A 25319-nucleotide genomic window follows, 5' to 3' on the forward strand; every position below is an offset into this window, starting at 1 on the left:
CGGCGCCTGGCCGAGGGTCGTGAGACCGGCCACCCCGGGGCGGCGCCCCGCCGATCAGGCCGGGCTCACGCGCGGTCGATGAAAACGCTCGTCGACTTCACCCGGGCCGTCGCGCGGGCCCCCACTTCGAGGCCGAGTTCCTCCACCGCCTCCCGGGTCAGCAGCGACACGATGCGGTGCGGTCCGGCCTGGATCTCCACCTGCGCGTCGACCGTGCCCAGCTTCACGCCGGTCACGATGCCGGGGAAGGCGTTGCGCGCCGAGGTGTACGGGGTCTCCTCGCCGTCACCGGCCTCCTGCGCGGCCTCCACGCAGAACGCGGCCAGGTCCGGGCCGTCCACCATCCGCCGCGTGCCCTCCCGGCGCGTCGGGAACCGCTGCGCGTCGGCCCACCGCCGGGCCGTGTCCACGCTGACGCCGAGCAACCGCGCCGCCTGGCCGATCGTGTAGGACTCCATGCCCGCAGCCTATGCCCTGCCCGAGCGGTTCCCGCAGGCCACACCCCCCACGAGCGGCCGCTACCCGGGCTCGGCCGGCTGGCGCAGCGCACCCTCCGCCGCCCGCGCCACGGCGCGCGCCACCATCGACAGCGCGGGCGAGTCCAGCTTCCACTGCTGCCAGTACAGCGGTACGTCCAGCGTCCGACCGGGCGCGATCACCACCAGCTTCCCCGCTTCCAGCAGCGGGCCGGCCTGCGCCTGCGGCACCATCGCCCAGCCCAGTCCGGCGACCGCGGCGTCGCAGAACCCCTCCGAGGTCGGCACGTGGTGGCGCACCTCCGAGGCCCGGGCGCCGGCCTGCCCCGTCACCATCCGCACGAACTCGTCCTGGATCAGGTCCAGCCGGTCGAAGACGACGACGGGCGCCTCCCGCAGGTCCCACTCCAGGTCCCCCCGCAGGTGCCGGGCCTTGAACTCCGGGCTCGCCACCGGCAGGTACCGCGCGAGGCCGAGCCGCCGCACCGTGCACCCGGCGACGGCGACCGGCTGCGAGGTCACCGCCGCCATCACGCGTCCGTCCCGCAGCAGTTCGGTCGCGTGCCCCTCGTCCTCCCGGTGCAGGTCGAAGCAGACCGGCGGGTCCTGTGGCACCCCGGTCAGTGCGGGCAGGAACCAGGTGGCGAGCGAGTCCGCGTTGACCGCGATCGGCAGCCGCACCGGCCCCAGCCCCTCGGCCATGCCGAGCTCGGCCCGCGCGTCGCGCTCCAGCCTGGCCAGCTGCCGCGCGAAGCGGACGACGACCTCCCCGGACTCGGTCGCCCGCACCGGTTTGGTCCGCATCAGCAGCACCCGCCCGGTCCGCTGTTCCAGCGCCTTGATCCGCTGGCTGACGGCGGACGGGGTCACGTGCAGGGCGGCGGCCGCGGCGTCGAAGGTGCCTTCGTCGATCACCGCGAGCAGGGTCCGGACCTGGTCGGCAGGAAGCTCATCCATCACAGCGACTAATGCTAGGTAAGAATCTTTAGCTGTACTACTCGCCCCGCCGCTGCCTACGGTCGAAGACATGACACACGGCATCATCCCGGCGGGCCTCGCGGGCTTCGGCACCGGCCTTTCCCTCATCGTCGCCATCGGCGCCCAGAACGCGTTCGTCCTGCGCCAGGGCGTACGCCGCCACTCGGTCCTCACCGTGGTCGCCATCTGCGCCGTCTCGGACGCGGCCCTCATCGCGCTCGGCGTGGCCGGCGTGGGCGCGTTCGTCACCGCCTGGCCGCCCGCCCTCACCCTGGTCGGCCTCGTCGGCGGCGCCTTCCTGATCTGCTACGGATTCCTCGCCGCCCGCCGGGTGCTGCGCCCCACCCCCGGCGCGGCCCTCACCGCGGAGCACACCGGCACCGGCTCGACCGGCGCCTCCGCCACCGGCGCCTCCGCCTCCCTCTCCACCCGCGGCGCGGTACTGGCCTGCCTGGCCATGACCTGGCTCAACCCGCACGTGTACCTCGACACCGTGCTGCTGCTCGGCTCCCTGGCCGCCGACCGGGGCGACCTGCGCTGGGCGTTCGGCACCGGGGCCGTGCTGGCGAGCCTGACCTGGTTCGGGGCGCTCGGTTACGGTGCCCGGCTGCTCAGCGGCCTGTTCGCCCGGCCCTCCGCCTGGCGGGTGCTGGACGGGCTCGTCGCGGCGACCATGGTCACGATGGGCGGCCTGCTCCTCGCCCGGGCCTGACCTCCGCACCCGCGCCGCCGAAGTCCGCCGGTGTGGCCCGCCGCAGCCGCCGCAGCCGGGCACCGGGGAGCGCCGGCGCGGGCACCGCCAGCACCGGGCACGACTCATCGGACCGGCTCCCGCACGGCTCTGACCAGCCCTTGGAGCCACTCCCGCAGGGCGGGCGGCGCGGCCGGGACCTGGAGTTCGCGGCGCTGCTGGAGGGTGCGCTCGGCGCGGTCGCTGAGGGTGGTGAACTCACTGGACATACGGGTCTCCTTCCGCCGGACACCAGACCAATTCCCGGAGCCGGTCCCCAGTCTGGAACCGGATTGGCCTGCCCAGCAGAGCCAATCCCCGTCATCCGGCCTGGCACCACCGCCACAGGTCCACCCCATGGACACCGTCCGAGTGGGTACGGATGACCATGACCCGCGACTCTCGACTCGCGGCCCCACGAGCCTCACACCGCACCCCCGCACCCCCGCACCCCCAGGAGCACCCGTGCCGGACCAGCCCCCGTACACCGACTCGGTCCGCGCCTACTACGCCGCCCACCCCTCCCCCCTCGTGGCCGCGACCGGGATCGTGCTGGATCCGCGCGGGAGGGTCCTCGTCCTCACCACCTCGTACAAGACGGAGCGGGACCTCCCGGGCGGGGGCGTGGAGGACACCGAGACCCCGGAAGAGGGCCTGGCCCGCGAGCTGAAGGAGGAGCTGGACCTGAGCGTGCCGGTCGGGCGGCTGCTCGCCGTCGATTCGCGCCCGCCGGGGCCGCTCGGCCGCTCCCTCGTCGTCCACCTCCACCTCGTCGGCCCGCTCACGCCCGGGGAGGTCTCCGCGATCTCCTTCCCGGACGGCGAGATCACCGACGCGCACTGGCTCAGCCCGGAGGAGGCCTACGAGGCCCTGCCCGCCCGGAACGCACCCCGACTGCGCGCCGCCCTCGCCGCCCTGTACTCCGGCTCCCTCGCGCACCTGATCGGCGGTGTCCCCCAGCCCGGATCGCCGGCCGGGCTCGACCCGGCGCGCCGGGCGGAGCTGGAACACGCGGGCGCCTTCGACACCGCCGGCCACCGGGCCTCCCGGCCCAAGGCCCTGACGGCGGCCAGCGTGGTGTTCACCGACACCGCGGGCGGGGTACTGCTGGTGCAGCCCGCGTACGGCAACCCGGACCACTGGCACCTGCCCGGCGGCGGCATCGACAGCGACCTCGGCGAGATCCCGCGGGCCGCCGCCCGCCGTGAGGTCCGCGAGGAGCTCGGGATCGACCTCGCCCCCGGCCGCCTGCTCGCCGTCAACTGGTCGCACCGGCCGGGCTATCCGGCCCGGGTCCGCTTCCTCTACGACGGCGGCGTCCTCGACTCCGCCGCCCTGGCCCGGATCCGCCTGCCCGCGACGGAACTCCTCCAGTGGCGGGCGGTGCCCCGGAGCGAACTGCGCCGCTTCGTCAAACCCGCCCTGCGCCGGCAGATCAAGGCCTGCCTCACGGCGCGCACCACGGCCACCGGCCCCCTCGAACTCCACGCCGGCCGCACCGTCCCGGAGCCCTGACCGCGCGGACGCGGAGTGCCCGGATCTGCGGGTCTGGCTGGTTCTGGATGTGCTGGCGATCTTCCGTTTCCTTGACGCCGAGGTCATCGACTTCGATGTCGGGGCCGATCGGGTCGTCCTCCTGGCTGAGCCGCTGGTCATGTGACCGCGGCCGTCGACCGCCGGGCCAGCAGCCTGCGCTGGTCAAGTACCGCTGTCAGTGAGCCGGCCGGACTCGGGACGACCAGTGCGTCCGTGCCGGGGACGGTGGCTGTCTGCTCGTCCAGGGCGGTGAAGATGTCCTCGGCCAGCCCTTCGGCCGTCCTCGGCGCCTTCGGCCGTCACGGCGTGACCAGCCGTCGCCGGCCTGCCCAGCGGATCTGGGCCGGTGAACCGAACCGCTCCGGCAGAGCCAGGACGGCCGGGTGTTGCAACCGCGGCCCCAGCACTCGCTCCAGCGGGGGATGGACCTGGGTCGGCAGGCCGTGGAGCCGGTTGGCGACCCTGGTGGCCTCGCCGTCGATCGCCCGCAGCGTGGGAGGCATGGCGCGGGCCGCGTCCGCGATGATGAACGCATCCTTCGCATCCGTTTTGGCCTCGCCTGGGTGGCGGTCGGCGATCCGCCGCATCGTCAGCCCTGGACGGTAGGCCACAGGACACCCCATGTCCCGGGCCGCGGCCGGCGGCAGGCAATCGATCGAGGCCGGCTGGTCGACCACGACCAGCACCGTTCCGTGCTTGGCCTGCAGCTTGGCGAACAGCTCGCGAAGCTCGGGTCCGGTGTCGGGCCGTCGATGTCGCCGGTACAGCGGTCCGTCGATGCCTCCGGGCCCGGTGACACCACCCTCGGATCATCAACCGCAACAGGGGGGCGCCCTCCCCGGGTTGGGGATCGCGACGGCCAGGCTGCGGATCAGCGGGCCGTTGACGCCCGTGACCGCGTCGGCGCGCCACAACCCTGCGACACGGGGCCGAGGTTGTCGCACCCCGCGTTGGAGCAGCCCGCCGCGTACGAGGTACCGGCCAGCGGAATGAGGGTGGCGGCGACCGCCGCGGCCGACACCATGGCGGTCTTCACCAGGAGGCGCTCATCGCGCAGGCACCCCAGCGACCCGTTCGCCGGACTCGCCTTCCGACCGGCTTCCACCCCACCGCCGGCCAACCCCGAAGCGAGCGTGCGGCCACCGTGCGACCACCAGCATTCCGGGCATGGAAAAGGCCGCCCTCTCATACGCGGGGGATGCGCCATCGCGCACACCGCGTGGTCCCCAACTGATCCCCAGCGAGCGGACTCTGTCCTGCCATCGGGCACTCGTTGCCGCAAGGCGGCATGGACCGACCCACGCACCGCCGCCGCGGGCATGGCGGCCCGCCAATACGGTCAAGCGCGGGTTCCGGACGGTCCTTGCCGATCTGCCGCCCGGCCTCATCGAGGTCCGTGATCTCTACCGCAGGTAGAGATCACGATCAGCACATTCCCCCGGAACTGCGTCACTGGGCCGGGATCGGCTGAGTGAGGTTCACCGGGTTGCCGTCGGGGTCCTGAATGTGGGCGACGCGCTGTCCCCACGGCATGTCGTTGGGGCCGCTGCGGACCGAGCCGCCCAGCACCGCCACCCGGCCGAGCGTCTCGTCGAGGTCATCGACAGCGATGCTGAGCAGGATCCGCGGCGCCGCTCCGGTCCCCGGGTTCGCCTTGGCCACCAGCCCGAGGTCGGTGTCGCCGATGCGCAAGCCGAGGTAGAAGGCCGGGCCTTCCGCCGGTACCCGGAAGATCTCCTCAGCGCCGAACAATTTCGTATAGAAGCCGAGCAGAACGTCCTGGTCGGCAGTCACGATCACTGGCTGGATGGTGGACATGGCACTCCTGTCGAGCTCGGTTGGTGTCGTTGGGTAGACCGTCTGAGGACGGTGAACTCATCGGCGAAAACCACCCCGCCGGACGATCTACGACACAGACTGCCGCCCACAACCAGCACGAGCACCACGCCACCCCGCTGACCAGCTGCTTCAAGTGGCTGTGGGCATGGCCGCCCGGTTCAGCGGACTCGCTTCAATGAAGCTCCGCCTCCGCCGGTCCCGAGAGGCGCCACGGAGGAGCACGCGTAGCAGATGGAGCCGTCCGGAGGAGGGCCTCGAGTGGGAGACTTCTGCCGGCCCGACGGCCTGCCCTTCAAACCCCCCACCGTTCTCGACCGGCTCCACCAGCTCTCCGCCGAGGCCGGTGTACCGCGGGTGACCGTTCACGACCTGCGGCACCCGGAAGCCGACAAGACCGGCCGCCGGACGGACCGGCCCGCGCGGCTGCGACCACACCGCGACCACCAGGACTCCGGGCATGGAAAAGGCCGTCCTCTCGTGTGTGAGAGAACGGCCTCCGACTTGCATGAAGCAAAGTCGGGACGACAGGATTTGAACCTGCGACCCCTTGACCCCCAGTCAAGTGCGCTACCAAGCTGCGCCACGTCCCGATGCCCCTTGACCTGGGGTTTCCCCTGGTTGAAGGCGCAGGAGAACAATACCGCACTTCCGGAGGTGGTCGCGCGCACCCTTTCTTCGGCGGGAGGACCAGGGGTCCTTGACCTCAAGTGCGCTTGAGGTTGCAAGATCGATTCATGACACAGGCAGCCGCCGCGGACACCGGGTTCCGCTACGAAGACCTTGGGCCGCTCATGGCCCTGATGACCGGGGCCGAGAAGCACGGGCCCGCCGCCACCTCCACGCTCGACGCCCTGTGGGTGCTCTACGACCGGATCCTGCGCGTCGGTCCGGGGACGGCCGGGGATCCCGGCCGGGACCGGTTCCTGCTGTCCAAGGGGCACGGGCCCATGGCCTACTACGCCGTCCTCGCCGCCAAGGGGTTCTTCCCCGTCGACTGGCTGAGCGGGTTCGGCGCGTACGACTCGCCCCTCGGGCACCACCCGGACCGCACCCTGATCCCCGGGGTGGAGATCGGCAGCGGCTCGCTCGGGCACGGGCTGCCGCTCGCCGTCGGCAGCGCGCTCGGTCTGCGGGCCCAAGGGCTCACGGACCCGGCCGTGTGGGTGCTGATCGGCGACGCGGAGCTGGACGAGGGAAGCAACCACGAGGCGATCGCCTACGCCGGCCCGGCCGGCCTGGAGCGGCTGCACACGGTCGTGATCGACAACGACTCCGCGACCCACGGCTGGCGCGGCGGCATCGCCTCCCGCTTCGAGGCGGCCGGCTGGTCGACGGCCACCGTGGACGGCCGGGACCACGCGGCCCTGTACGCCGCCTTCACCGCACCGCATCCGGGCCGGCCGCACGCCGTCGTCGCCCGGGTCGAGAAGAAGCACTGACCACACCCAGTCCACGCAAGCGACATTCCAGGGGGAGACATGGACACCATGCGCGAACGGTTCATCTCGGTCACGTCGGACGCACTCGACGGGGATCCCCGGCTGGCCCTCGTGCTCGCCGAGATCACCATGGACGGATTCCGACCGGCCCAGGACCGCCACCCGGACCGGGTCGTCAACGTGGGCATCCGCGAGCAGCTCCTGATCGGCGTGGGCGGCGGACTGGCCCTCACGGGGCTGCGGCCCGTGCTGCACACCTTCGCCAGCTTCCTCGTGGAGCGGCCCTTCGAACAGCTCAAGCTCGACTTCGGGCACCAGGGCACGGGCGGGGTACTGGTCAGCGCGAGCGCCAGCTACGACTGGCCGACCGGCGGCTTCACCCACATGGCGCCGGGCGACGTGGCGCTGCTGGACACCCTGGACGGCTGGACCGTGCACGTCCCGGGCCACCCGGACGAAGCCGAGGCGCTCCTGCGCCACGCCTACGCCGCCGGGGACGACAAGGTCTACGTCCGGCTCTCCGCGCAGTCGAACGCAACGGCCCGCCCCGTCACCGGTCCGGGTTTCCAGACCGTACGCGAAGGGCGTGCGGGGGTCGTCGTCGCCGTCGGCCCGCTGCTCGACAACGTCCTCGCCGCGACCGAGGGCATGGACGTGAGCGTGCTGTACGCGCCGACCGTACGGCCCTTCGACGACGAGGCGGTGCGCGCCGCCGTCGGGCACGGCCCGGCCGAGGTGGTCCTGGTGGAGCCGTATCTCGCCGGTACCTCCACCGGCGCCGCCAACGGGGCGCTGGAAGCGGTTCCGCACCGGGTGCTCGGCCTCGGCGTCGCCCGCGCCGAGCTCCGCCGGTACGGCACGATCGACGAGCACACGGCCGCCCACGGTCTGGACCCGGCGTCACTGCGCGCGCGGATCGCCGCCTTCACCGGTGCCTGACGGGTCCCCTCGGCCGCTCAGCTCCGGGTGGGCCGCGATCAGCCGCTTGGGGGCCGCCTGGAGCCAGGAGTCGGTCAGGATCGAACGCAGCTCCGCCGCGTCCTCCACCGCCGCCAGCCGGACCCTGAGCCACGCGTAGTTGTCGTCGTGGCCGGGTCGTATGAAGAACTTCTCCGGCTCGGCCTCGATCAGCTCCTCGCGGTCCTCCTTGGGGCACTTCACCCCGATCGAGGTGTCGTCGTCGGCGAGCGCGGCGAAGATCTTCCCGCTCTTCCCGCTCTGCCCGTCCGCTCCGCCCACCCGGAAGGTCGGCATGCCCCAGGCGAGCTTCTCGCTGCTGCCCGGAAGCGACAGCGCGATCTTCCGGACGTCCTCCGCCGTCGTGGCCATCCCCGCGACTCCTTTCCAGCCCTCGCCGGCCCTGTTCAGCCCTGTTCAGCCCTCTTCAGTCCTCTTGAGGTGCCGGTGACCCCTCGTCTCCGACCGTAGACCCGACCACTGACAATCACCTCCGAGCCCGAGCCCGAGCCCCCGACCCGAGCCCCGAGCCCCCGGCCCCCGACATCACCCGCACCGGTCCTCCCGCCCGTGCACCAGCTCCACCAGCTCCGCCGCCAGCTCCTTCACCGTCGCCAGCCCCGCCAGCCCCCACCGCCTCGGCACCACGTCCACCGCGCACACCGTCCCCAGCACGATCCCGCGCCGGTCGGTCAGCGGGGCACCCACGTAGGAGCGCACCCCGCTCCCGTCCACGACGGCGTTGCCCGCGAAGCGCGCGAAGTCCCGTACGTCCTCCAGCACCAGCGCGCGCCGCCGCACCACCACGTGCGGGCAGTAGCCGTGGTCCCGGGCGAGCACCCGCGCCGGGTACCCGCTCGCCGGGGCGTCGGGCGCGTGGTGCAGGCCGGCGAAGAACTGCCGTTCCTCACCGATGAAGTTGATCCCCGCGTACGGCGCGTCCAGCGCGCCCGCGACCCGCCGCGCGAAGGCGTCCAGCTCACCGTCCACCCGCTCCCCCAGGCCCAGTTCGCGCAGCCGCACCACGCGCGCGGGCGCCTCCCGGTCCACCGGCGTGAGCAGCAGGTGTCCGGTCGATTCGTAGTAGGTCATGCGCTCTCCCCCCAATCCCGTCGCTCCTCATACGTCGTATACGACGCATGCTTCGGGTCCCTCGAATGCTCCGGATACTTCGGATACTTCGGATACTTCGGATACTTCGGATACTTCGCGTCCAGCAGATGGTGGACGAGGGCTGCCAGTGCCCCCGTTCCGGAGCTCGGCAGCCGTGCGTCGCAGCGCACGACGGGCACCTCCGGCCCGAGCCCCACGGCCTCGCGCACCTCGTCGGCGGCGTAACGGTGCCCGCCGTCGAACTCGTTGACGGCCACGATGAAGCCGATCCCGCGCCGCTCGAAGAAGTCCACGGCGGGGAAGCAGTCGGCGAGGCGGCGCGTGTCGGCGAGCACCACCGCCCCCAGCGCGCCCGCGCACAGCTCCTCCCAGAGGAACCAGAAGCGCTGCTGGCCGGGTGTGCCGAAGAGGTAGAGCACGTGCCGCTCGTCCAGCGTGATCCGGCCGAAGTCCAGTGCCACGGTGGTGGTCGTCTTCGTCTCGACCCCGTCCAGCGGGTCGGCGGCCTCGCTCAGCCCGCTCAGCAGCTCCTCCGTGCTGAGCGGCTCGATCTCGCTCACCGCGCCCACGAAGGTGGTCTTGCCCGCCCCGAACCCGCCCGCGACCAGGATCTTCAAGGTCGCGGAGGATCCGTGGGCGGGCGGCTCAGAGCCGTTTGCGCAGGCCATCGAGCACCGCCCGGAGCAGGGACTGGTCTTCGTCGGCGAACGAGCCGCCACTCGGGAAGCGCGGCGCCCGCACCGTCACGGCCCCGTGTTCCATCAGGTCCGAGAGGAGCACCTTGACCACCACCGCCGGCAGCCGCAGGTGCCCCGCCACCTCGGCGACGGTGACCACCGCCGAGCCGGCGCACAGCCGGAGCGCGAGGGTGTGTTCGGCTCCGAGCGGCGCGCGCGGGCGTACACCGGTCGCCGTCACCAGCGACAGCAGGTCGAGGGCGACGGCCGGTCGGGTCCGCCCGCCGCTCGCGGTGTACGGGCGCATCACCCGGCCCGCCGAATCGTCCAGCCACGGCGTGTCCTGCCGCGCCCCCGGTGCCGCCGCCCCCCTCGCGCGCGCCCTCATCGCTCCGCGTCGGCGACGGGCCGCCTCGGCGGGGCCGCCAGGTACGGGCGCACGCTCTTGACCAGCATCGCCATCTCGTAGCCGAGCACACCCGCGTCGGCCTCCCGGTCGGCCAGCACCGCCAGGCAGGTGCCGGAGCCGGCCGCCGAGACGAAGACGAGGGCGGAGTCGAGCTCGACCACCACCTGCCGGACCTCGGCGCCGTCCGCGAACCGGGATCCGGCGCTGCGCCCCAGCGAGTAGAGGCCGGAGGCGAGCGCCGCCAGGTGGTCGGCGCTGTCGGCGTCGAGCCCGTGCACGCACGTGACGAGCCCGTCGGCGGTCAGCAGTACCGCGCTGCGCGTGTAGGGCACCCGCTGGACCAGGCCGCTGAGCAGCCAGTCCAGGTCCGAGAGCCGACTGGTCGTGGTCGCCACTTCGCCGCCCATGGGGGTGCGCTCCTTAGCTGTCGGGTGTGAGGCCGGGGTCACGTCTGGTGCTCCGACTGGGCGAGGCCGAAGCCCCGCTGGAAGGCGGCCATCAGGCCCGGGTCGTGCACGGGCTGGTCCACACCCGTGGCGCGCGGTGCGGGGGCCTCGCGCAGCTGGGGCGCGAGGTGCTCCTGGGCCCGCCGCCGGGGCAGCGGCGGCCGTTCCTCACCGGCCCGGGCGGCGGGTACGGGCAGCGGCGGCGCGAGCGGCGCCGCCACGGTCCACGCCGGTTCCGGGACCGCCTCCGTCTTACGGGGCACGGTGCCCGGGACTTCGCCGGCCCATCCCGGCACGGCCGGCGGGGCGCAGGAAGGCTCCGCCCCGGGCAGGCCCACGCGCACCGGCTCCAGCGGCGGCGCGCCCGTCCCCTCCCCGGTCCCGCGCGTGGTGGCCCGGGACCCGCCCAGGGCGTCCGCGGTGCCCAGGGTGCCCGCGGTGCCCAGGGCCTCCACGGTGCCCAGGGCCTCCGCAGTGCCCAGGGCCTCCGCCCCGAGCAGTTCCCGGGGCAGGACGAGCACCGCGAGCACGCCACCGTAGATGTTCGACTTGAGTTCGACGGCGATCCCGTGCCGGCGGGCCAGCGCCGAGACCACGAACAGGCCGATCCGCCCGTCCGCCAGCAGCTGCCGGACGCTGATCTGGTCGGGGTCGCCGAGCAGGGCGTTCATCCGCTGCGCTTCCTCGGACGGCATGCCGAGGCCGCGGTCCTCCACCTCGACCGCGATTCCGGCGGTGACCCGTTCGGCCCGCACCACGACATCGGTGTCGGGGGCGGAGAACACGGTGGCGTTCTCGATCAGTTCGGCCAGCAGGTGCACGACGTCGGCGACGGCGTGGCCGCGCACCGCGCCGCCCGCCGGGGGCACCACCTTGACCCGGGTGTACTGCTCGACCTCCGCGACCGAGGAGCGCAGCACCTCGCTCAGGTCGATGGGCCGGGTCCACTGGCGGCGCGAGGCGGCGCCGCCGAGGACCGCGAGGTTCTCGGCGTGGCGGCGGATCCGGGTGGCGAGGTGGTCGACGTGGAAGAGCTCCTTGAGCAGGTCCGGGTCCTCGACCGTGTCCTCCAGGTCGTCCAGCAGCGAGATCTCGCGGTGGACGAGGGACTGCAGGCGGCGTGCGAGGTTGACGAAGACCTCGACCTTGCGGTCGCTGTCGGAGGGCGTGACGGGGCCGCCGAGGCGGACCAGGGTCGCGTGGGCCTGCTCGCGGGCGCCGCGCAGTTCCTGGGAGAGCAGCCAGAACTCGTCCACGCCCGCCGTCCCCGAACCGAAGGACGGCTCGGCCGGTCCGCCGCGCAGCGGCCGGGCGGTCGGCTCGCCGCGCTCCAGCCGGTCGGCGGTGGTGCGCAGCTCCTGGCGGCCGCGGACGCTGGAGCGGCGCAGTGCCTCGCAGCGGTCGCGGACGGTCTTGGCGGCGCGCTGGGCCCCGAGCAGGGCGGCGGCGAACGCGGCGGCGAAGAGCAGGGCGCAGCCGGAGAGCACGGGCCACAGCCGGTCGTCCCGGGCGCCCGCGCCCCCGCCGAGCTGGAGCGTGAAGATCACCGCGGCGGCGCCGCTGAGCCCGGCGGCGAGCGTGGGCAGCAGGGCGGCACGGATCAGCTGAGGCCGTATCTGCCGACCGGGACCGGTGGCGGCATGTCTCGACGGGGAGTGGCGGGCGGCGCGGAGTCCGGACATCTGCGTCCTCGGTCAGTGGGGCCCGGACCCCGGGCGTCCCGGGACCCGGTGTTGATCACCGGATACCCACGCTAGACCGCACGCTCCGTCCCGGGGCGGCCAGTTGGGGAACTTCGCCCGGGTGCTTCCCGCTCCCGATGGAGCGCTCGTACGACAGCCCGAATACGCCGGGAGCGCACACTCCCCGGCACCCGCGGGCGCCCGCCGCCTCCCGCCACCCCCGCCCGCGCCATGCGCCCCTCCCGCCCCACCGGCCCCGGAAGGGGAACGGCGGGACGGGAGGACAGGGACGACGAGACGGGGCGACGAGGCGACGAGGCGACGGCCTAGGAGCCCACCGCCTCCGGCTCCTCGCGGGTCACCGCGGCCGGCCGGCCGGGCGCGGCGGCGGGCCGGGACCCGGTGACGGGCGCGGGCGGGCCCGCGGCCACGAACGGCCTCCACCAGGGCTCGCTCGGTGCGTCCGGCGCGCCCGGCTCGAAGGGCTGTCCCGGTACCGGGAGCGCGATGGCGGCCCCGGCACGCTCCGCCGCGGCCACCGTGCCCTCGCCCGGCTCGTCCCACGGGTGCGGGGCCAGGTTGAAGGTGCCCCAGTGGATCGGGAGCATCGTGCCGTGCGGGGTGCCGCCCTGGAGGTCGAGGTGGGCGCGCATGCCCTCCTCGGGCGTCATGTGGATGTCGGTCCAGAACTCGGAGTACGCCCCGATCTGGATCATCGTGGCGTCGAACGGGCCGTGGGCGGCGCCGATCTCCTTGAAGCCGGGGAAGTAGCCGGTGTCCCCGCTGTGGTAGATCCGGTGCTCGTCCCCCGCGACGACCCAGGACGCCCACAGGGTGAACTGCTGGTTGCGCAGTCCGCGCCCGCAGAAGTGCTGGGCCGGGGTGGCGGTGAGGGAGAGCCCGGCGACCTTGGTGCTCTCGTTCCAGTCGAGCTCGCGCAGCCGGTCCGCCGGGATCCCCCAGCGCTCCAGGTGCGCGCCGACGCCCAGCGGCACGGCGAAGACGGTGTCCGTGCCGGCCAGGGCCTTGATCGTCGGCAGGTCCAGGTGGTCGTAGTGGTCGTGCGAGATCACCACGACGTCGACCTCGCCCAGCGAGGCCAGCGGGACCGGTACCGGGTGCAGCCGCTTGGGGCCGGCGAAGGGGAAGGGGGAGCACCGCTCGCCCCAGACCGGGTCGAAGAGCACCCGGCGCCCGTCGATCTCGGCGAGCACGCTGGAGTGGCCCATCCAGGTCAGGCGCAGACCGCCGGCCGGGGGCTTCGCCAGCTCGGCGAGCGTCGTCGGGTACACCGGGATGGGCGCACCGGGGCTGCGCCGCAGCCGCTGCTCCTTGTGGAAGTAGATCTTGGCGAACTCCGCCATCGACCCGGAGGGCCTGGTCCGGGTGCCGATCGGGTTCTGGAACACTCCGTCGGCGAAGTTCGGCGAGCGCCGGATCCGCTCCAGCCGGGCACCGGACGGGTCCGCGCCGAAGGCTTCGGGCCGCAGCGCGCGCAGCCGTGGACGCAAGGGACGGGAGCCGGTCAAGGCGCCTCCTGTGTGGGGGGATGCGGGCAGGGCGTTCTCATGGTTACCACCATCCCAACGCATGGCACTCCCCAAGGATTCCGCTCCGCGCCCCCGAAGGCGCCCCGAGCCCCGCCCCACCCGCCCCCACCTGCCCCTGTACGGCTCCCCGGCGGGGTCCTACAGCGGCAGCAGGTCCGGCCGCTTGGCCTCCACGTGGTCCCCCGAGGACTCCCCGCGCAGCCGCCGCCCGATCCACGGCACCAGGTACTCCCGCGCCCACTGGATGTTGTCCCGGGTGACGTCCACCGAGCCGCGCGGCCGCATCGGCGGCCACGGCTGGTCCGGATCGGCCGGTGTGTCCAGGCCGAGCACCTGGGCCGCCCGCAGGGCGACCCGCGTGTGCCCCTCGGGCGAGAGGTGCAGCCGGTCGTCGTCCCAGGCCCGCCGGTCCTGTACGGACTTCAGCGACCAGAGGTCGAGCACCGGGCAGTCGTACCGGTCGGCGATGGAGCGGACGTGCGCGCTGAAGGTCGCGATCTTGCCCCGGAGGTGCTTGAGGACCGGCACGTCGCGCGTGTCGAAGCCGGTCGTGATCACGACCAGGCCGACCGATCCGGTGAGGTCGCGCACGGCCGCCTCGTACCGTTCGGCCACGTCGTCCGGGTCGCTGCCCGGCCGGATGATGTCGTTGCCGCCCGCGCAGAAGGTCACCAGGTCGGGGGCGAGCTCCTTGGCCCGCGGGACCTGCTCGGCCACGATCTGGTCCAGCAGGCGGCCCCGTACGGCCAGGTTCGCGTAGCGGAACTCGCCGGGGTCTTCGTGCTCCTCGCATTGATCGGCCAGGAGGACGGCCAGCCGGTCCGCCCAGCCGAGGAACGTGTCCCCGGGTCCCGGGTCCCCCACGCCCTCGGTGAAACTGTCCCCGATCGCCGCGTACGAGCCAATGGTCTTGGTCTTGGATGTCGTCGTCGCTGCCACGGGAGCCCATCCTTCACCCCTGATCATGACCTACGCGACCGTAGCCAGGGACTTACTGACCGTGATCTTCACCACCCGCCGGATGAGGAATAACAGGCGCGTGGGCCGTGACCCCCCTCCGGTCCCGGCCCACGCGCCGCGAACCCCCGGCGGCGCCGATGAAGACGGCGCTCCGGGCGTCCACGCCCTGCCGGACGCGCGGTCCCACCCGCGCGTCCGGCGGTGTCTCAGATGCTGACGCCCTTGGACCGGAGGTACGCCAGCGGGTCGATGTCCGAGCCGTACGAGGGGCCCGTGCGGATCTCGAAGTGCAGGTGCGGTCCGGTCACGTTGCCGGTGGCGCCCGAGAGGCCGATGCGCTGCCCGGCGGTGACGCTCTGGCCCGTCGAGACGGACAGCTGGGAGAGGTGGCCGTACTGGCTGTACTTGCCGTCGGCGTGCCGGATGACGACCTCGTTGCCGTACGCGCCGCCCCATCCGGCGGAGACCACGGTGCCGGCGCCTACCGCCTTGACGGTGGTGCCGGTGCTCGCGATGAAGTCAACACCCGTGTGGTAGCCGCTGGACCACATGGCGCCGGCGGTGCGGTACGCGGTGGACGTGCCGCCGCTGACCGGGGCGACGAAGCCGCCGGAGGTGGCCTGCCGCTCGGCGGGCTCGGCCGGCTTGGGGGCGGGCGCGACCGGGGCCGCGGACTCGCCGGAGGAGCCCTCGTCGGAGGAGTTGGCGGAATCGGCGGAATCGGCAGAACCCGCCGAATCACCTGAATCACCCGAATTATCCGAGTCGTCAGAAGCGGAGGAAGCGGACTTCCCGGCCGGTTCCGGCGTTTCGGCCGGTGCGGACTCGGCGGCCGGTGCCGCCCCCTTCGCGCCGAGCGTCAGCTTGAGGCCCGGGTGGATCAGCGACGGGTCGGTGCCGACGGCCTCGCGGTTGGCCTCGTAGAGCCGCTGCCAGCCACCGGTGAGGTGCTGACGCTCGGCGATCTTCGAGAGGTAGTCGCCCGGCACCACGGTGTAGACGGCGGGGGCGCTCTGCGCGGGGGCGGGCGCGGCCTGGAGCGCGGCCGGGACCTGCGGGGCCTGGACCGGAGCGGCGGCGGGCGCGGCGGCCGGGGCGGCGGCGGCATGGGCGCCGGTGGCTCCGAGCAGCGGCAGTGCGAGGGCCGCGCCACCGGTGCCGGCGACGGCGAAACCGCGCGATATCGAGCTGGACTTGGGACGGCGGTGCTTACCCGTTGCGGGCATGGCGGATTCCTCTCCGACGCCTGCGAGGTGAGCTGTCGGGTTCGGACTGGAGATGTCCGGCCGCCCATCCGCCGGTGAACGGCAGATGAACGGCTTCACCCCAAGCTGTCCGGTTGCAAAGATCCCGAAGGAGATCCGGAACAGCGGCTTACCTGGTTCCCCCGCTCCTGCCGCGCGCGTGAATAGTCGGGTGCGGTTTCCGGTCGGCGGCAGGATTAGGCGGTCCGTCCGGATCGATCGCGAACGTAATCCAGTCCGGCCGCGCGGAACAAGTCATGAATTCCCCAACAGAATCTTGCAGATGACGGGCCGCCGGAATTCCGGTCACCCTCCGTCCATTCCGAGCGCCCAACAACCGCTCCGGCAAGGCAATTCTGCATTCACGATCAGGCACTCACGGTCACCGTATGATCTGGCTCACGGGGAGGTGTCCGATCTCGCCTCTCGCTATGGCAAGTTGGCTGCAAGCAGTGCAATTCGGACACGCACCGGACCGCGCGGGCGACGACGGCCCGACGGCCGCGCGACGATGACGACACGGACGACACGGAGGAGCCCCTGTGACCCAGCCGATACCCCAGAGCCCGCACACGGAGCCGGTACTGACCGGTGTACGCAACTTCCGCGACGTGGGCGGCCTGCCGACCGTGGACGGCCGGAGGGTCAAGTCGGGACGACTGTTTCGAAGCGGACATCTGGCGCATGCCACCGAAACCGACGCGGAGTTCCTCGGCTCGCTCGGCCTGCACACCGTCTTCGACTTCCGCAACGACGCCGACAAGGCGCTGGAGGGTCCGGACGTGGAACTGCCCGGCGTGCGCAACGTCGGCATTCCGCTGTCGGATCCGGCGGCCGGCGGGGAGTTCTGGAAGATGGTCCGGGAGGGGGACCTGGCCCAGCTCCGCGAACTCCTCGGCGAGGGCCGGGCCGCCGCACGGATGTCCCGTTCGTACCGGGAGATGATCAGGACCCGTACCGCCGAGCACGGCCGGGTCGTGCACGCGCTCGCCGAGGACAGCGTCCCGGCCCTCATGCACTGCGCCGCCGGCAAGGACCGGGCCGGCCTGTCGATCGCCGTCACCCTGCTCGCGCTGGGCGTCGAGCGCGAGGCGATCGTCGCGGACTACCTGGAGTCGAACGCTCCGCACAACCGCTACCGGGTCCGGCGGGGCAGCGGGACCCCCGAGGCCCGCCACCCCGAGGCGATGGAGCTGCTCGCCCCGCTCTTCGACGCCCGCGCCCCGTACCTGACCACGGCCTTCGCGACGATCGACGAGGAGTGGGGCGGCGTGGAGCGCTACCTCGCCGAGGGTCTCGGGCTCACGCCCGCGACCCTCGGCCGGCTCCGCGACCGGCTGCTGGACTGACCACCCGCGAGGCGGGCCGTCCGCCCGGCGCCGCCCGCCCGCGCGGGCGGCGCCCCCGCCGCCGGCTCAGCCGTTGGCGACTGCCTGCCTCACCAGCGTCCTGCCGAAGTCCCACATCAGCGCACCGCCTCCGTGCGCCTCGTCCATGACCTCGCGGAAGGCCCCGACGAACCGGTCCACGTCCGCCTCGTCCACGATGAGCGGCGGGATCAGTTTGATCACCTCCAGGTGGTCCCCGGAAACCTGCGTGAGGATCCGGTGCTTCTGCAGCAGCGGCACCACGACCATCTGCGCGAACAGTCCCTTGCGGGCCGCCTGCAGCATGGTCCACCGGCTCCGCAGCCCCAGCGAGGACGGCCGGCCGAACTCGATGCCGATCATCAGCCCGCGTCCCCGTACCTCGTGGAGCAGTTCGTACTCGCCCACGAGTGCGGCGAGCCGCCCCCGCAGCAGGTCGCCCATCGTGCGGGCGTTGTCCACCACCCGCTCGTCCTCCATGACGGAGAGCACCGCCAGTCCGGCCGCCATCGCCTGGGCGTTGGAGCCGAAGCTGGCGGAGTGGACGAGCACCCGGTCCATGGAGGAGTAGACCTTCTTGAAGATCCAGTCCTTGCCCAGGGTCGCGCCGACCGGCACGTAGCCGCCGGACAGGGCCTTGGCCACGCACACCAGGTCCGGTTCCACCCCGGCCTCGTGCTGGTAGGCGTAGAAGTCCCCGGTGCGTCCGAGGCCGGTCTGCACCTCGTCGGCGATCAGCAGCGCCCTGTGCCGGTGCAGCAGCTCCTGCGCGGCGAGCAGGAAGCCGGGGGGTGCGGCGAGCACGCCCTTGCCCTGGATCGGCTCGACGACGAAGGCCGCGACGTCGCCCTTCTTCAGCTCCCGCTCCAGCGCTCCCAGGTCTCCGAGCGCGATCTTCGTATCGGGCAGCAGCGGCGCGAAGCCGTCCCGGAAGCCGTCCTCGCCGTTGACCGAGAGCGAGCCGGTGGTGAGCCCGTGGAAGGCGTGGTCGCAGTAGAGGACCCTGGGCCGCCCGGTGGCGAACCGGGCGAACTTCAGGGCGGTCTCCACCGCCTCGGTGCCGCTGTTGCCGAAGAAGACCCGGTCCAGGTGCGGGCTGTGGGCGAGCAGCTTCTCCGCCAGCAGCCCGGGCAGCGGCTGGCAGTCGAAGCGGGTGAGGTCGGCGAGCTGGGCGTCCAGCACGTCGTGCAGGGCCTGCCTGACCACCGGGTGGTGGCGCCCCAGGCCCATCACCCCGAACCCGGCCAGCATGTCGAGGTAGTCGTTGCCCTCGGCGTCCCAGAAGTGGGCCCCCTCGGCCCGCTCGTAGACCTTGTCGAAGCCGATGGTGTGCAGCATCCGGGGCAGCTGGTGGTTGAGGTGGCGGGCGTGCAGTTCGTACCGCTCGCCGCCGCGCTCGGCCAGCAGGGCGCCGAGGTCGAAGCCCTTGCCCCGGCCGCGCGCGCCCGCCTCCCCCGCCCGGACCGCGTGGCCTTCGCTCATGCCGACTTGTCCCGGTTCCCGCCGATGGTCTCGCGGGCCGCGCGCAGCGTCTCCTTCAGCGAACCCATGGTGGCCAGGACGGCGGTGGGCTCGTACCCGCAGTGCGCCATGCAGTTCGCGCAGCGCGGGTCCTTCCCGCGGCCGTACTTGCTCCAGTCGGTGTCGTTGATCAGTTCCCGGTACGAGGGCACGTATCCGTCGCTCATCAGATAGCAGGGGCGCTGCCAGCCGAAGAGCGAGTAATTCGGAATGGCCCAGGCGGTGCAGGGGAAATCGGCCTTGCCTTCCAGGAAGTCCAGGAAGAGCGGGGAGTGGTTGAGGCGCCAGCGCCTGCGGTTTCCGCCCGAGAAGGCCTTCTTGAAGAGTTCGCGGGTCTGCTCGACACCCAGGAAATGTTCCTGGTCGGGGGCCTTTTCGTAGGCGTAGGCCGGCGAGATCATCATCTCGTCCACCTGGAGATCGTCATTGAGGTAGTTGAGTACCTCGATGATGGTCTGCGGGGTGTCGGTGTTGAAGAAGGTGGAGTTGGTGGTCACCCGGAATCCGCGCTTCTTCGCCTCCTTGATGGCCGCGACCGCCTCGTCGAAGACGCCTTCCTTCGCCACCGACTCGTCGTGGCGCTCGCGCAGTCCGTCGATGTGCACGGCGAAGGCGAAGTAGGGGGAGGGGGTGAACTTCTCGATCTTCTTGCGGAGCAGCATCGCGTTGGTGCAGAGGAATACATACTTCCGCTTCGCCACCAACTGGCGCACGATCTCGTCGATCTGCGGGTGCATCAAGGGCTCGCCGCCCGCGATGGACACCATCGGCGCGCCGGACTCCAGCACGGCGCCGACCGCCTGGGCCACGGGCATGCGCTGCTTGAGCACCCCGGCCGGGTGCTGGATCTTCCCGCACCCCTCGCAGGCCAGGTTGCAGGCGTAGAGCGGTTCCAGCTCGACGATCAGCGGGAACTTCTCACGCTTGCGGAGCTTCTGTTCGAGCAGGTACGTCCCGACCCTGATCGTCTGTCGCAGTGGCATGGCCATCTGGCTCACCTCCGGGGGAGCAACAAAGAACGGTGCCAGTCATAAAACGCGGGCAGTAGTGCGCGCAGTACGCGAAAGGCTGATATTCCTCCGCGAACAGTGCCAATACGGACGAGCTCATGCTCCGGAGCGTCCACGATCACCCGGACGGCCGCAACCGGACGGTCCGCGCCGGCGGCGCCCCCGCCCCGGGCCGCGGTCCACAGGGTGGCCGCCGATTCCATGTCGACCCCGATGGCGCCGGCGGCGCGCAGCTGCGCGCGCTCCTGGCCCCGGACGACGTGGTCGGATCCGGTCAGTGCACCGAGGTGTACGGTCCGGCCGGGTACGGCCCGGGCCAGCGCCTCGGCGAGCAGGGCGGTACCGGCGCAGGCGACCGTGCCGCGCGGGTCCCGGGTCTCCTCGGCGACGATCAGGTCGCCGGGGCTCATGCCGGGCAGCAGCCCGGCGCAGAATCCGGTGGCGAGCACCGCGGCCCCGAGCAGCTGCGGCTGCTCCAGCGCCCGGCCGACGGCGCGCTCGGCCGCGCGCGGGCCCATGCCGGTGCGCAGGACCTCGTACCGTTCGGGCGCGCCCCGGTCGCGGCCGCTGCGCAGGGCCGTCCGCTCGATCCGCAGCGCGCAGGCGATCAGCAGCGGCGGCGGGGTCCCGGCGGGCCCGCTTGCCATCAGGCCTCCCCGGTGGACGGGGCCGGGTTCGGCAGGGCCGCCGGATCGGCGTACCGGCCACCGGGGCCGAACGGTTCTCCGTACAGGTACCGGCCGAGCGCGGTGAGCGGGAAGACCTGCCGGTACAGGTGGTAGTTGATGGAGAAGTCCCAGGGGAAGCCGGTCCCGGTGAAGTACGGCTCGTCCCAGGTGCCGTCCTCGCGCTGGGTGGAGACCAGGTGCGCGATCCCCCGCTCCACGGAGGCCGCCTCGCGCTCCCCCGCCGACAGCAGGGCCATCAGCGCCCAGGCCGTCTGCGAAGGGGTGGAGACCCCCTTCCCGGCCCAGGACGGGTCCTTGTAGGAGCGCTGGTCCTCGCCCCACCCGCCGTCCTCGTTCTGTACGGATTCCAGCCAGGCCACGGCCCGCCGGATCGCGGGGTGCGAGGGGGCGAAGCCGGCGGCCGCCAGCGCCGGGATCACCGAGCCGGTGCCGTAGACGTAGTTGGTGCCCCAGCGGCCGAACCAGCCGCCGCAGTGCTCCTGCTCGGCGAGGAGCCAGGCGATCCCGCGCCGGGTCCGCGCGTCGCCCGCCCGGCCCTCGACGGCGAGCATCTCGATGACGTGGGCGGTGACGTCGGCCGACGGCGGGTCGATGACCTCGCCGAAGTCACAGAAGGGCAGCTTGTTGGGGAAGGGGCTGGTGTTGTCCGCGTCGAAGGCCCCCCAGGCGCCGTTCTTCGACTGCATGCCGAGGTTCCAGGACACCCCCCGGGCGATGGCCCCCTCCAGGCGCACCGGGTCGGGGTGCTTGATCCGGCGCAGGGCGAGGACCACCTCGGCGGTGTCGTCGATGTCGGGGTAGTTGTCGTTGTGGAACTCGAACGCCCAGCCGCCCGGGGCCAGTCCGGGCCGGCGCACGGCCCAGTCCCCGCTGCGCACGATCTCCTCGCCGAGCATCCAGTCGGCGGCCTTGACCAGGGCCGGGTGGTCGGGGCTCAGTCCGGCGTCGGCCAGCGCGATGGCCGCCAGACAGGTGTCCCACACCGGGGACTGGCAGGCCTCGATCATGCGGGCCCCGTCCGCGCGCCACACCGCGAACCGGTCCAGGGACTCCAGTCCGGCGCGCATCACCGGGTGCTGGAGGTCGTAGCCGAGCAGGTGCAGGGCGATGACGGAGTACACGGCGGGCGGCTGGATCCCGCCCCAGCAGCCGTCGTTCTCCTGCCGCTCCACGATCCAGCGGCCCGCGCTCGCCATGGCCGCCCGGCGCAGCCGGCGCGGGGCGAACCGGCGGTAGGCGTGCAGGGCCCGGTCCATCCGCTGGAAGGCACCGTCCCAGGTGGTCACCGGCGCGAGCCGCTTGACCGGGTTCGGCGTCCGGGCGTCCGTGTGGAGCTCGTCCAGGGCGAAGGGGGCCGGGCGCACCGGGCGCAGCGCGGAGACCACGGTGAGGGGGACGATGGTCTGGCGGGCCCAGCAGCCGAAGTCGTAGATGTTCAGCGGCACCCAGGGCGGCAGGAAGACCAGTTCGGGCGGGAGTTCGGGCAGGTGGTCCCAGCTCCACCAGCCGAACAGCGCCAGCCAGATGCGGGTGAAGACGCGGGCACCGGCGATTCCCCCGTGGGCCCGGATCCACGCCGAGGCGCGGGCCATGTGCGGGGCGTCGGGGGCGTCGCCGGCCAGGCGCAGGGCCACGTAGGCCTCGATGGTGGCGGACAGGTCGGAGGGGCCGCCGTGGAAGGTGGCCCAGGTGCCGTCGTCCTGCTGCTCGCCGCGGATGAACAGGGCGGAGGCCCGGGTGGTGGCCTCGTCGCGGATCCCGAGGAACTGGCGCAGCAGCAGGTCCTCGGCGTCCATGGTGACGTTGGTCTCCAGGTCGCCCTTCCACCAGCCGGCCTCGTCCTGCCGGCCCAGCAGGTCCCGGACCGCCCGTTCGGTGGCCTCCCGTACCGCCCGCATCCCGCCGGGTCCGTGGCCCGGTGGCCCCGCGGCCGCGCTGTCGTCCGGATCGGCGCCGCAGGCATTGGCGCCGCCGTCGGTCGTCGCTGTCATGGCTTCCCCTTTGCGTGCAGTGTCCTCTGCTGTCATCCGCTGTACTGGGGGCCGCCGTCGGCCGGTACTACTGGCAGGCAGTACCGGCCGGCGACTCGCGATTCATATGCGCGCGCGGGTGGCGATCACCTCTTGCGCACGACGACGAAGTCGGCGAGCGCCACGAGCTGGTCGCGCACCCGCTGGTCCATGTCCACGTCGTCGAGGGCCCTGATCGCCACCGCGTGCTGGCGGCGCGCCTCGTCGGCGGTCCACTGGCGGCCGCCCGCCGCCTCGATGAGCGCCGCGCGGGCCGCGAACTCCTCCTCGGAGAAGTTCTCGAAGTCGTTGCTCTTGGCGTCGGCGGCGAGCAGCTCGGCGAGTTCCTCGCAGGCCGGTCCGCCGGCCGCGAGGGCGGCGACTACGGGCAGCGACTTCTTTCGCTGGCGCAGGTCGCTCCAGGTCTGCTTGCCGGTGGACTCCGGGTCGCCCCAGATGCCGAGGAGGTCGTCGACGGCCTGGAAGGCGAGGCCGAGGTGGTAGCCGTACTCCTCCAGCTTGTCGGCCGTACGGTCGTCCGCGCCGCCGAGCACGGCGCCGATGGAGACCGCGCAGGCGAGCAGGGCGCCGGTCTTGTTGCCCTCCATCTCCAGGCACTCCTCGACGCTGACGCTCTCGCGGTGCTCGTAGGAGATGTCCTGCGCCTGGCCGTCGATGAGCTTGCGGCTGGCGGTGGTCAGGCGCATGGCGGCGCGGCCGGCCTCGACCGTGCCGAGCTCCAGCAGCACCTCGTTGGCCAGGGCGAACAGCGCGTCGCCGACCAGGATGGCGAGGGCCGGTCCGTGGACCTTCCACACCGTGTCGCGGTGGCGGCGCTGCTCGTCGCCGTCCATCAGGTCGTCGTGCAGCAGTGAGAAGTTGTGCACGAGCTCGACCGCGACGGCTCCCGGGATGCCGACCTCGGCCGCGGCGCCCGCGGCCTCGGCCGAGAGCAGGGCGAGGGCGGGGCGGACGGCCTTGCCGCCGTCCCCGTCCGCCGGGTTGCCCTGTGCGTCGATCCAGCCGAAGTGGTAGGCGGCGACGGTGTCCATGGGCGCGGCGAGCCGGTCCACGGCGGCGCGGAGCACGGGCGTCGAGAGCGTACGGCCGCGTTCGAGGAGGGCGAGCGTGTCCGCCTTCTCCCCGCCGGCCGGGCCCGTGCTGGCGTCCGTGTTCTCGACGGCCGGATTCCCCGGGTTCACTGGCTCTCCTCTGGTTCCTGTACGTACTGCTGTGCGTGGTGCTGCGTTGCCGGTGGTACTGGTACCGGTGGCGCCGATGGCGCTGGTGGTGGTCATGCCGCCTCCTGCAAGGGGTGTTCGCGGTGGCGGCCCAGCGGGGCGAGCGCGGCGTGGGCCGCACTCAGTCCGCTGCGGACGGCGCCCTCCATGGTCGCGGGCCAACCCGTCGCGGTCCACGCACCGGCGAGGTAGAGCCCCGGCGTGTCGGTCCGGGCCCCGGGCCGCAGCCGGCCGACGCCGGGGGTGGGGGCGAAGGTCGCGGTGCGTTCCCGGGTGACGAAGAAGTCCCGTACCTTGGCGCCGCGCGCGGCGGGCAGCAGCCGTTCCAGCTCGGGGAGGTACTTCGCGCGCAGGACCGAGACCGGCTCGTCGATGTCCTCGTGGGCGTCGGACTGGGACAGGGCCAGGTACTGGCCGCCGTCGGGCAGTCCGGAGGAGTCGGTGCGGTCGAAGACCCACTGGACCGGGGATCCGAGGGCCGCGAAGAAGGGCTGCTTGAGGACCTTGCGGTCGTAGACGACGTGCACGTTGAGGATGGGCGCGGTGCCGATGTCGAGGAGCTTGTCGGGGTCGGCGAGCGCGCCGGCGGGGAGCAGGCCGTGCGCCTCGCGCTGCGGGACGGCGAGGACGACGGTGGCGGCGTCCAGCGACTCGCTCGCGGTGGTGACCTGCCAACCGCCCTGCGGCGTACGGGAAATGCCGGTGACCCCGGTGCGCAGTTCGGTGCGCACCCCGGCGGCGTCCAGGGCCTTGCGGGCGAGGGTGTCGTGCAGGTCCCCGAGCGGTACTCGGGCCCAGCCGATGTCGGCGGCGCCGTTCTCGGAGAGCAGGCCGGTCTTGAAGACCATGGCGGCCAGGCCGAGCGAGGACCGGCCGGCGGTGGCGTTGAGGGTGGCGACGCCGACGAGGTCCCACAGCGCCTCGATGGCGCGCGGGGACTGGCCGTACCGGCCGAGCCAGGTCGCGAAGTCCAGGCCGTCGAGCGCCGGGTCGGCGGGGTCGAGGCGGCGCAGCGCGAGGGCGGCGCGCCCGACGCTCGCCCGCTCGGCGAGCGAGAGGTGCGGGTAGCGGGCCAGCGAGCCGGCCAGGTGCAGCGGTGCGGGCAGGGCGCTGCGGCGCAGCCGGCCGAGCCGGGGGCCGCCGGGGTGGGCGACGTCGAGGACCGGGACGTCGAGGCGGTCCTGCAGGGGTGCCAGGTCGGCGCCTTCGACGCGGTCGAGGAACCACCGGTAGGCGGTGCAGCAGCGCAGGTAGACGTGCTGGCCGTTGTCGACGGTCAGGTCGCCGCGCTTGAAGGAGAACGCCAGGCCGCCGAGGCGGGGCCGGTTCTCCAGCAGGGTCACCCGCAGGCCCGCGTCGGCGAGTTCCAGCGCGGCGGTGACACCGGCGAGCCCGCCGCCGACGACCACGGCGTGGTTCGCGCTCATGCGTCCTCCTCTGTCGCCC

General features: G+C 72.9%; 25 protein-coding genes, 1 tRNA gene, 1 pseudogene and 1 riboswitch. Of the genes and pseudogenes, 5 read left to right on the forward strand and 22 right to left on the reverse strand.

Features of this window, described 5'->3' with window-relative positions:
- Positions 1–65: 65 nt before the first annotated feature.
- A complete protein-coding gene (locus OG904_RS02720; protein WP_405486968.1) occupies positions 66–458 on the reverse strand; it encodes a molybdopterin-binding protein in 393 nt (130 codons plus the stop codon).
- Between the two features lie 60 nt (positions 459–518).
- Positions 519–1433 carry a LysR family transcriptional regulator ArgP gene (locus OG904_RS02725; protein WP_405486970.1) on the reverse strand — a complete coding sequence of 305 codons (915 nt, stop codon included), beginning with the start codon at positions 1431–1433 and terminating at the stop codon, positions 519–521.
- A gap of 70 nt (positions 1434–1503) precedes the next feature.
- On the opposite strand from OG904_RS02725, the gene OG904_RS02730 reads away from it, so the two are divergent.
- Positions 1504–2166: a LysE/ArgO family amino acid transporter gene (locus tag OG904_RS02730; protein WP_405486972.1), complete on the forward strand. Its 663-nt coding sequence runs from the start codon at positions 1504–1506 to the stop codon at positions 2164–2166.
- Between the two features lie 104 nt (positions 2167–2270).
- Here OG904_RS02730 and OG904_RS02735 read toward each other — a convergent pair whose 3' ends face one another.
- A complete protein-coding gene (locus OG904_RS02735; protein ID WP_405486974.1) occupies positions 2271–2414 on the reverse strand; it encodes a hypothetical protein in 144 nt (47 codons plus the stop codon).
- A 235-nt stretch (positions 2415–2649) separates the two neighbouring features.
- Here OG904_RS02735 and OG904_RS02740 point away from each other — a divergent pair, with 235 nt between their 5' ends.
- The gene (locus OG904_RS02740) at positions 2650–3699 is read left to right on the forward strand and encodes an NUDIX domain-containing protein (protein ID WP_405486976.1); all 1050 of its coding nucleotides are present in this window, start codon (positions 2650–2652) and stop codon (positions 3697–3699) included.
- 149 nt (positions 3700–3848) lie between these two features.
- Here the strand turns inward: OG904_RS02740 and OG904_RS02745 are convergent.
- The 4 genes and pseudogenes from OG904_RS02745 to OG904_RS02760 all read right to left on the reverse strand — a co-directional run.
- Positions 3849–4466: pseudogene (locus tag OG904_RS02745) on the reverse strand (transposase); the annotation flags it as partial.
- A gap of 125 nt (positions 4467–4591) precedes the next feature.
- Positions 4592–4756: a hypothetical protein gene (locus tag OG904_RS02750; protein ID WP_405486978.1), complete on the reverse strand. Its 165-nt coding sequence runs from the start codon at positions 4754–4756 to the stop codon at positions 4592–4594.
- Positions 4757–5169: 413 nt separating this feature from the next.
- Positions 5170–5538, reverse strand: a complete 369-nt coding sequence (locus OG904_RS02755) for a VOC family protein (RefSeq protein WP_405486980.1) — start codon at positions 5536–5538, stop codon at positions 5170–5172.
- A gap of 537 nt (positions 5539–6075) precedes the next feature.
- Positions 6076–6149: transfer RNA gene (locus OG904_RS02760), tRNA-Pro, on the reverse strand.
- Between the two features lie 144 nt (positions 6150–6293).
- On the opposite strand from OG904_RS02760, the gene OG904_RS02765 reads away from it, so the two are divergent.
- A complete protein-coding gene (locus OG904_RS02765; RefSeq protein WP_405486982.1) occupies positions 6294–6998 on the forward strand; it encodes a transketolase in 705 nt (234 codons plus the stop codon).
- A gap of 39 nt (positions 6999–7037) precedes the next feature.
- Positions 7038–7937 carry a transketolase family protein gene (locus tag OG904_RS02770; RefSeq protein WP_405486984.1) on the forward strand — a complete coding sequence of 300 codons (900 nt, stop codon included), beginning with the start codon at positions 7038–7040 and terminating at the stop codon, positions 7935–7937.
- Here OG904_RS02770 and OG904_RS02775 read toward each other — a convergent pair.
- The 9 genes from OG904_RS02775 to OG904_RS02815 all read right to left on the reverse strand — a co-directional run bounded on the left by OG904_RS02775 (position 7899) and on the right by OG904_RS02815 (position 16018).
- Complete coding sequence (locus OG904_RS02775; protein ID WP_405486986.1) at positions 7899–8327, reverse strand: MmcQ/YjbR family DNA-binding protein; 429 nt, start codon at positions 8325–8327, stop codon at positions 7899–7901. The two genes, OG904_RS02770 and OG904_RS02775, sit on opposite strands and share 39 nt — an antisense overlap.
- A gap of 174 nt (positions 8328–8501) precedes the next feature.
- Positions 8502–9047 carry a GAF domain-containing protein gene (locus tag OG904_RS02780; RefSeq protein WP_405486988.1) on the reverse strand — a complete coding sequence of 182 codons (546 nt, stop codon included), beginning with the start codon at positions 9045–9047 and terminating at the stop codon, positions 8502–8504.
- The gene (locus OG904_RS02785; RefSeq protein WP_405486990.1) at positions 9044–9736 is read right to left on the reverse strand and encodes a GTP-binding protein; all 693 of its coding nucleotides are present in this window, start codon (positions 9734–9736) and stop codon (positions 9044–9046) included. Before OG904_RS02785 ends, OG904_RS02780 begins: the two co-directional genes overlap by 4 nt.
- A complete protein-coding gene (locus OG904_RS02790; protein ID WP_405486992.1) occupies positions 9714–10133 on the reverse strand; it encodes a DUF742 domain-containing protein in 420 nt (139 codons plus the stop codon). The genes OG904_RS02785 and OG904_RS02790 overlap by 23 nt, the downstream gene beginning before the upstream one ends.
- A complete protein-coding gene (locus OG904_RS02795) occupies positions 10130–10561 on the reverse strand; it encodes a roadblock/LC7 domain-containing protein (RefSeq protein ID WP_405486994.1) in 432 nt (143 codons plus the stop codon). Before OG904_RS02795 ends, OG904_RS02790 begins: the two co-directional genes overlap by 4 nt.
- 38 nt (positions 10562–10599) lie before the next feature.
- Positions 10600–12282 carry an ATP-binding protein gene (locus tag OG904_RS02800; protein WP_405486996.1) on the reverse strand — a complete coding sequence of 561 codons (1683 nt, stop codon included), beginning with the start codon at positions 12280–12282 and terminating at the stop codon, positions 10600–10602.
- Between the two features lie 326 nt (positions 12283–12608).
- Positions 12609–13811, reverse strand: coding sequence for an MBL fold metallo-hydrolase (locus OG904_RS02805; protein WP_405486998.1), 1203 nt, complete (start codon positions 13809–13811; stop codon positions 12609–12611).
- A gap of 159 nt (positions 13812–13970) precedes the next feature.
- Entirely contained in the window at positions 13971–14798 is an 828-nt protein-coding gene (locus tag OG904_RS02810; RefSeq protein WP_405487000.1) for an SGNH/GDSL hydrolase family protein, read from the reverse strand.
- A 200-nt stretch (positions 14799–14998) separates the two neighbouring features.
- Positions 14999–16018, reverse strand: a complete 1020-nt coding sequence (locus tag OG904_RS02815; protein ID WP_405487002.1) for a peptidoglycan DD-metalloendopeptidase family protein — start codon at positions 16016–16018, stop codon at positions 14999–15001.
- A 4-nt stretch (positions 16019–16022) separates the two neighbouring features.
- Positions 16023–16217, reverse strand: a riboswitch (cyclic di-AMP (ydaO/yuaA leader).
- A gap of 361 nt (positions 16218–16578) precedes the next feature.
- Between OG904_RS02815 and OG904_RS02820 the strand changes: the two genes are divergently transcribed.
- The gene (locus OG904_RS02820; protein WP_405487004.1) at positions 16579–17385 is read left to right on the forward strand and encodes a tyrosine-protein phosphatase; all 807 of its coding nucleotides are present in this window, start codon (positions 16579–16581) and stop codon (positions 17383–17385) included.
- Between the two features lie 66 nt (positions 17386–17451).
- On the opposite strand, the gene OG904_RS02825 is transcribed toward OG904_RS02820, so the two are convergent.
- From OG904_RS02825 to hpnE, 6 genes are all read right to left on the reverse strand, one after another.
- Positions 17452–18885, reverse strand: a complete 1434-nt coding sequence (locus OG904_RS02825; protein WP_405487006.1) for an aspartate aminotransferase family protein — start codon at positions 18883–18885, stop codon at positions 17452–17454.
- Positions 18882–19913 carry an adenosyl-hopene transferase HpnH gene (hpnH, locus tag OG904_RS02830; RefSeq protein ID WP_405487008.1) on the reverse strand — a complete coding sequence of 344 codons (1032 nt, stop codon included), beginning with the start codon at positions 19911–19913 and terminating at the stop codon, positions 18882–18884. Before hpnH ends, OG904_RS02825 begins: the two co-directional genes overlap by 4 nt.
- Before the next feature lie 5 nt (positions 19914–19918).
- Positions 19919–20581 (reverse strand): 1-hydroxy-2-methyl-2-butenyl 4-diphosphate reductase, encoded by a 663-nt coding sequence (locus tag OG904_RS02835; protein WP_405487010.1) that lies wholly within the window; start codon positions 20579–20581, stop codon positions 19919–19921.
- A complete protein-coding gene (gene shc, locus OG904_RS02840; protein ID WP_405487012.1) occupies positions 20581–22614 on the reverse strand; it encodes a squalene--hopene cyclase in 2034 nt (677 codons plus the stop codon). The genes OG904_RS02835 and shc overlap by 1 nt, the downstream gene beginning before the upstream one ends.
- Before the next feature lie 125 nt (positions 22615–22739).
- Positions 22740–23834, reverse strand: coding sequence for a polyprenyl synthetase family protein (locus OG904_RS02845; RefSeq protein ID WP_405487014.1), 1095 nt, complete (start codon positions 23832–23834; stop codon positions 22740–22742).
- A 92-nt stretch (positions 23835–23926) separates the two neighbouring features.
- Complete coding sequence (gene hpnE / locus OG904_RS02850; protein WP_405487016.1) at positions 23927–25300, reverse strand: hydroxysqualene dehydroxylase HpnE; 1374 nt, start codon at positions 25298–25300, stop codon at positions 23927–23929.
- Positions 25301–25319 lie beyond the last annotated feature (19 nt).

The organism is Streptomyces sp. NBC_00096 (assembly GCF_045041305.1).
Taxonomy (GTDB): Bacteria; Actinomycetota; Actinomycetes; order Streptomycetales; family Streptomycetaceae; genus Streptomyces.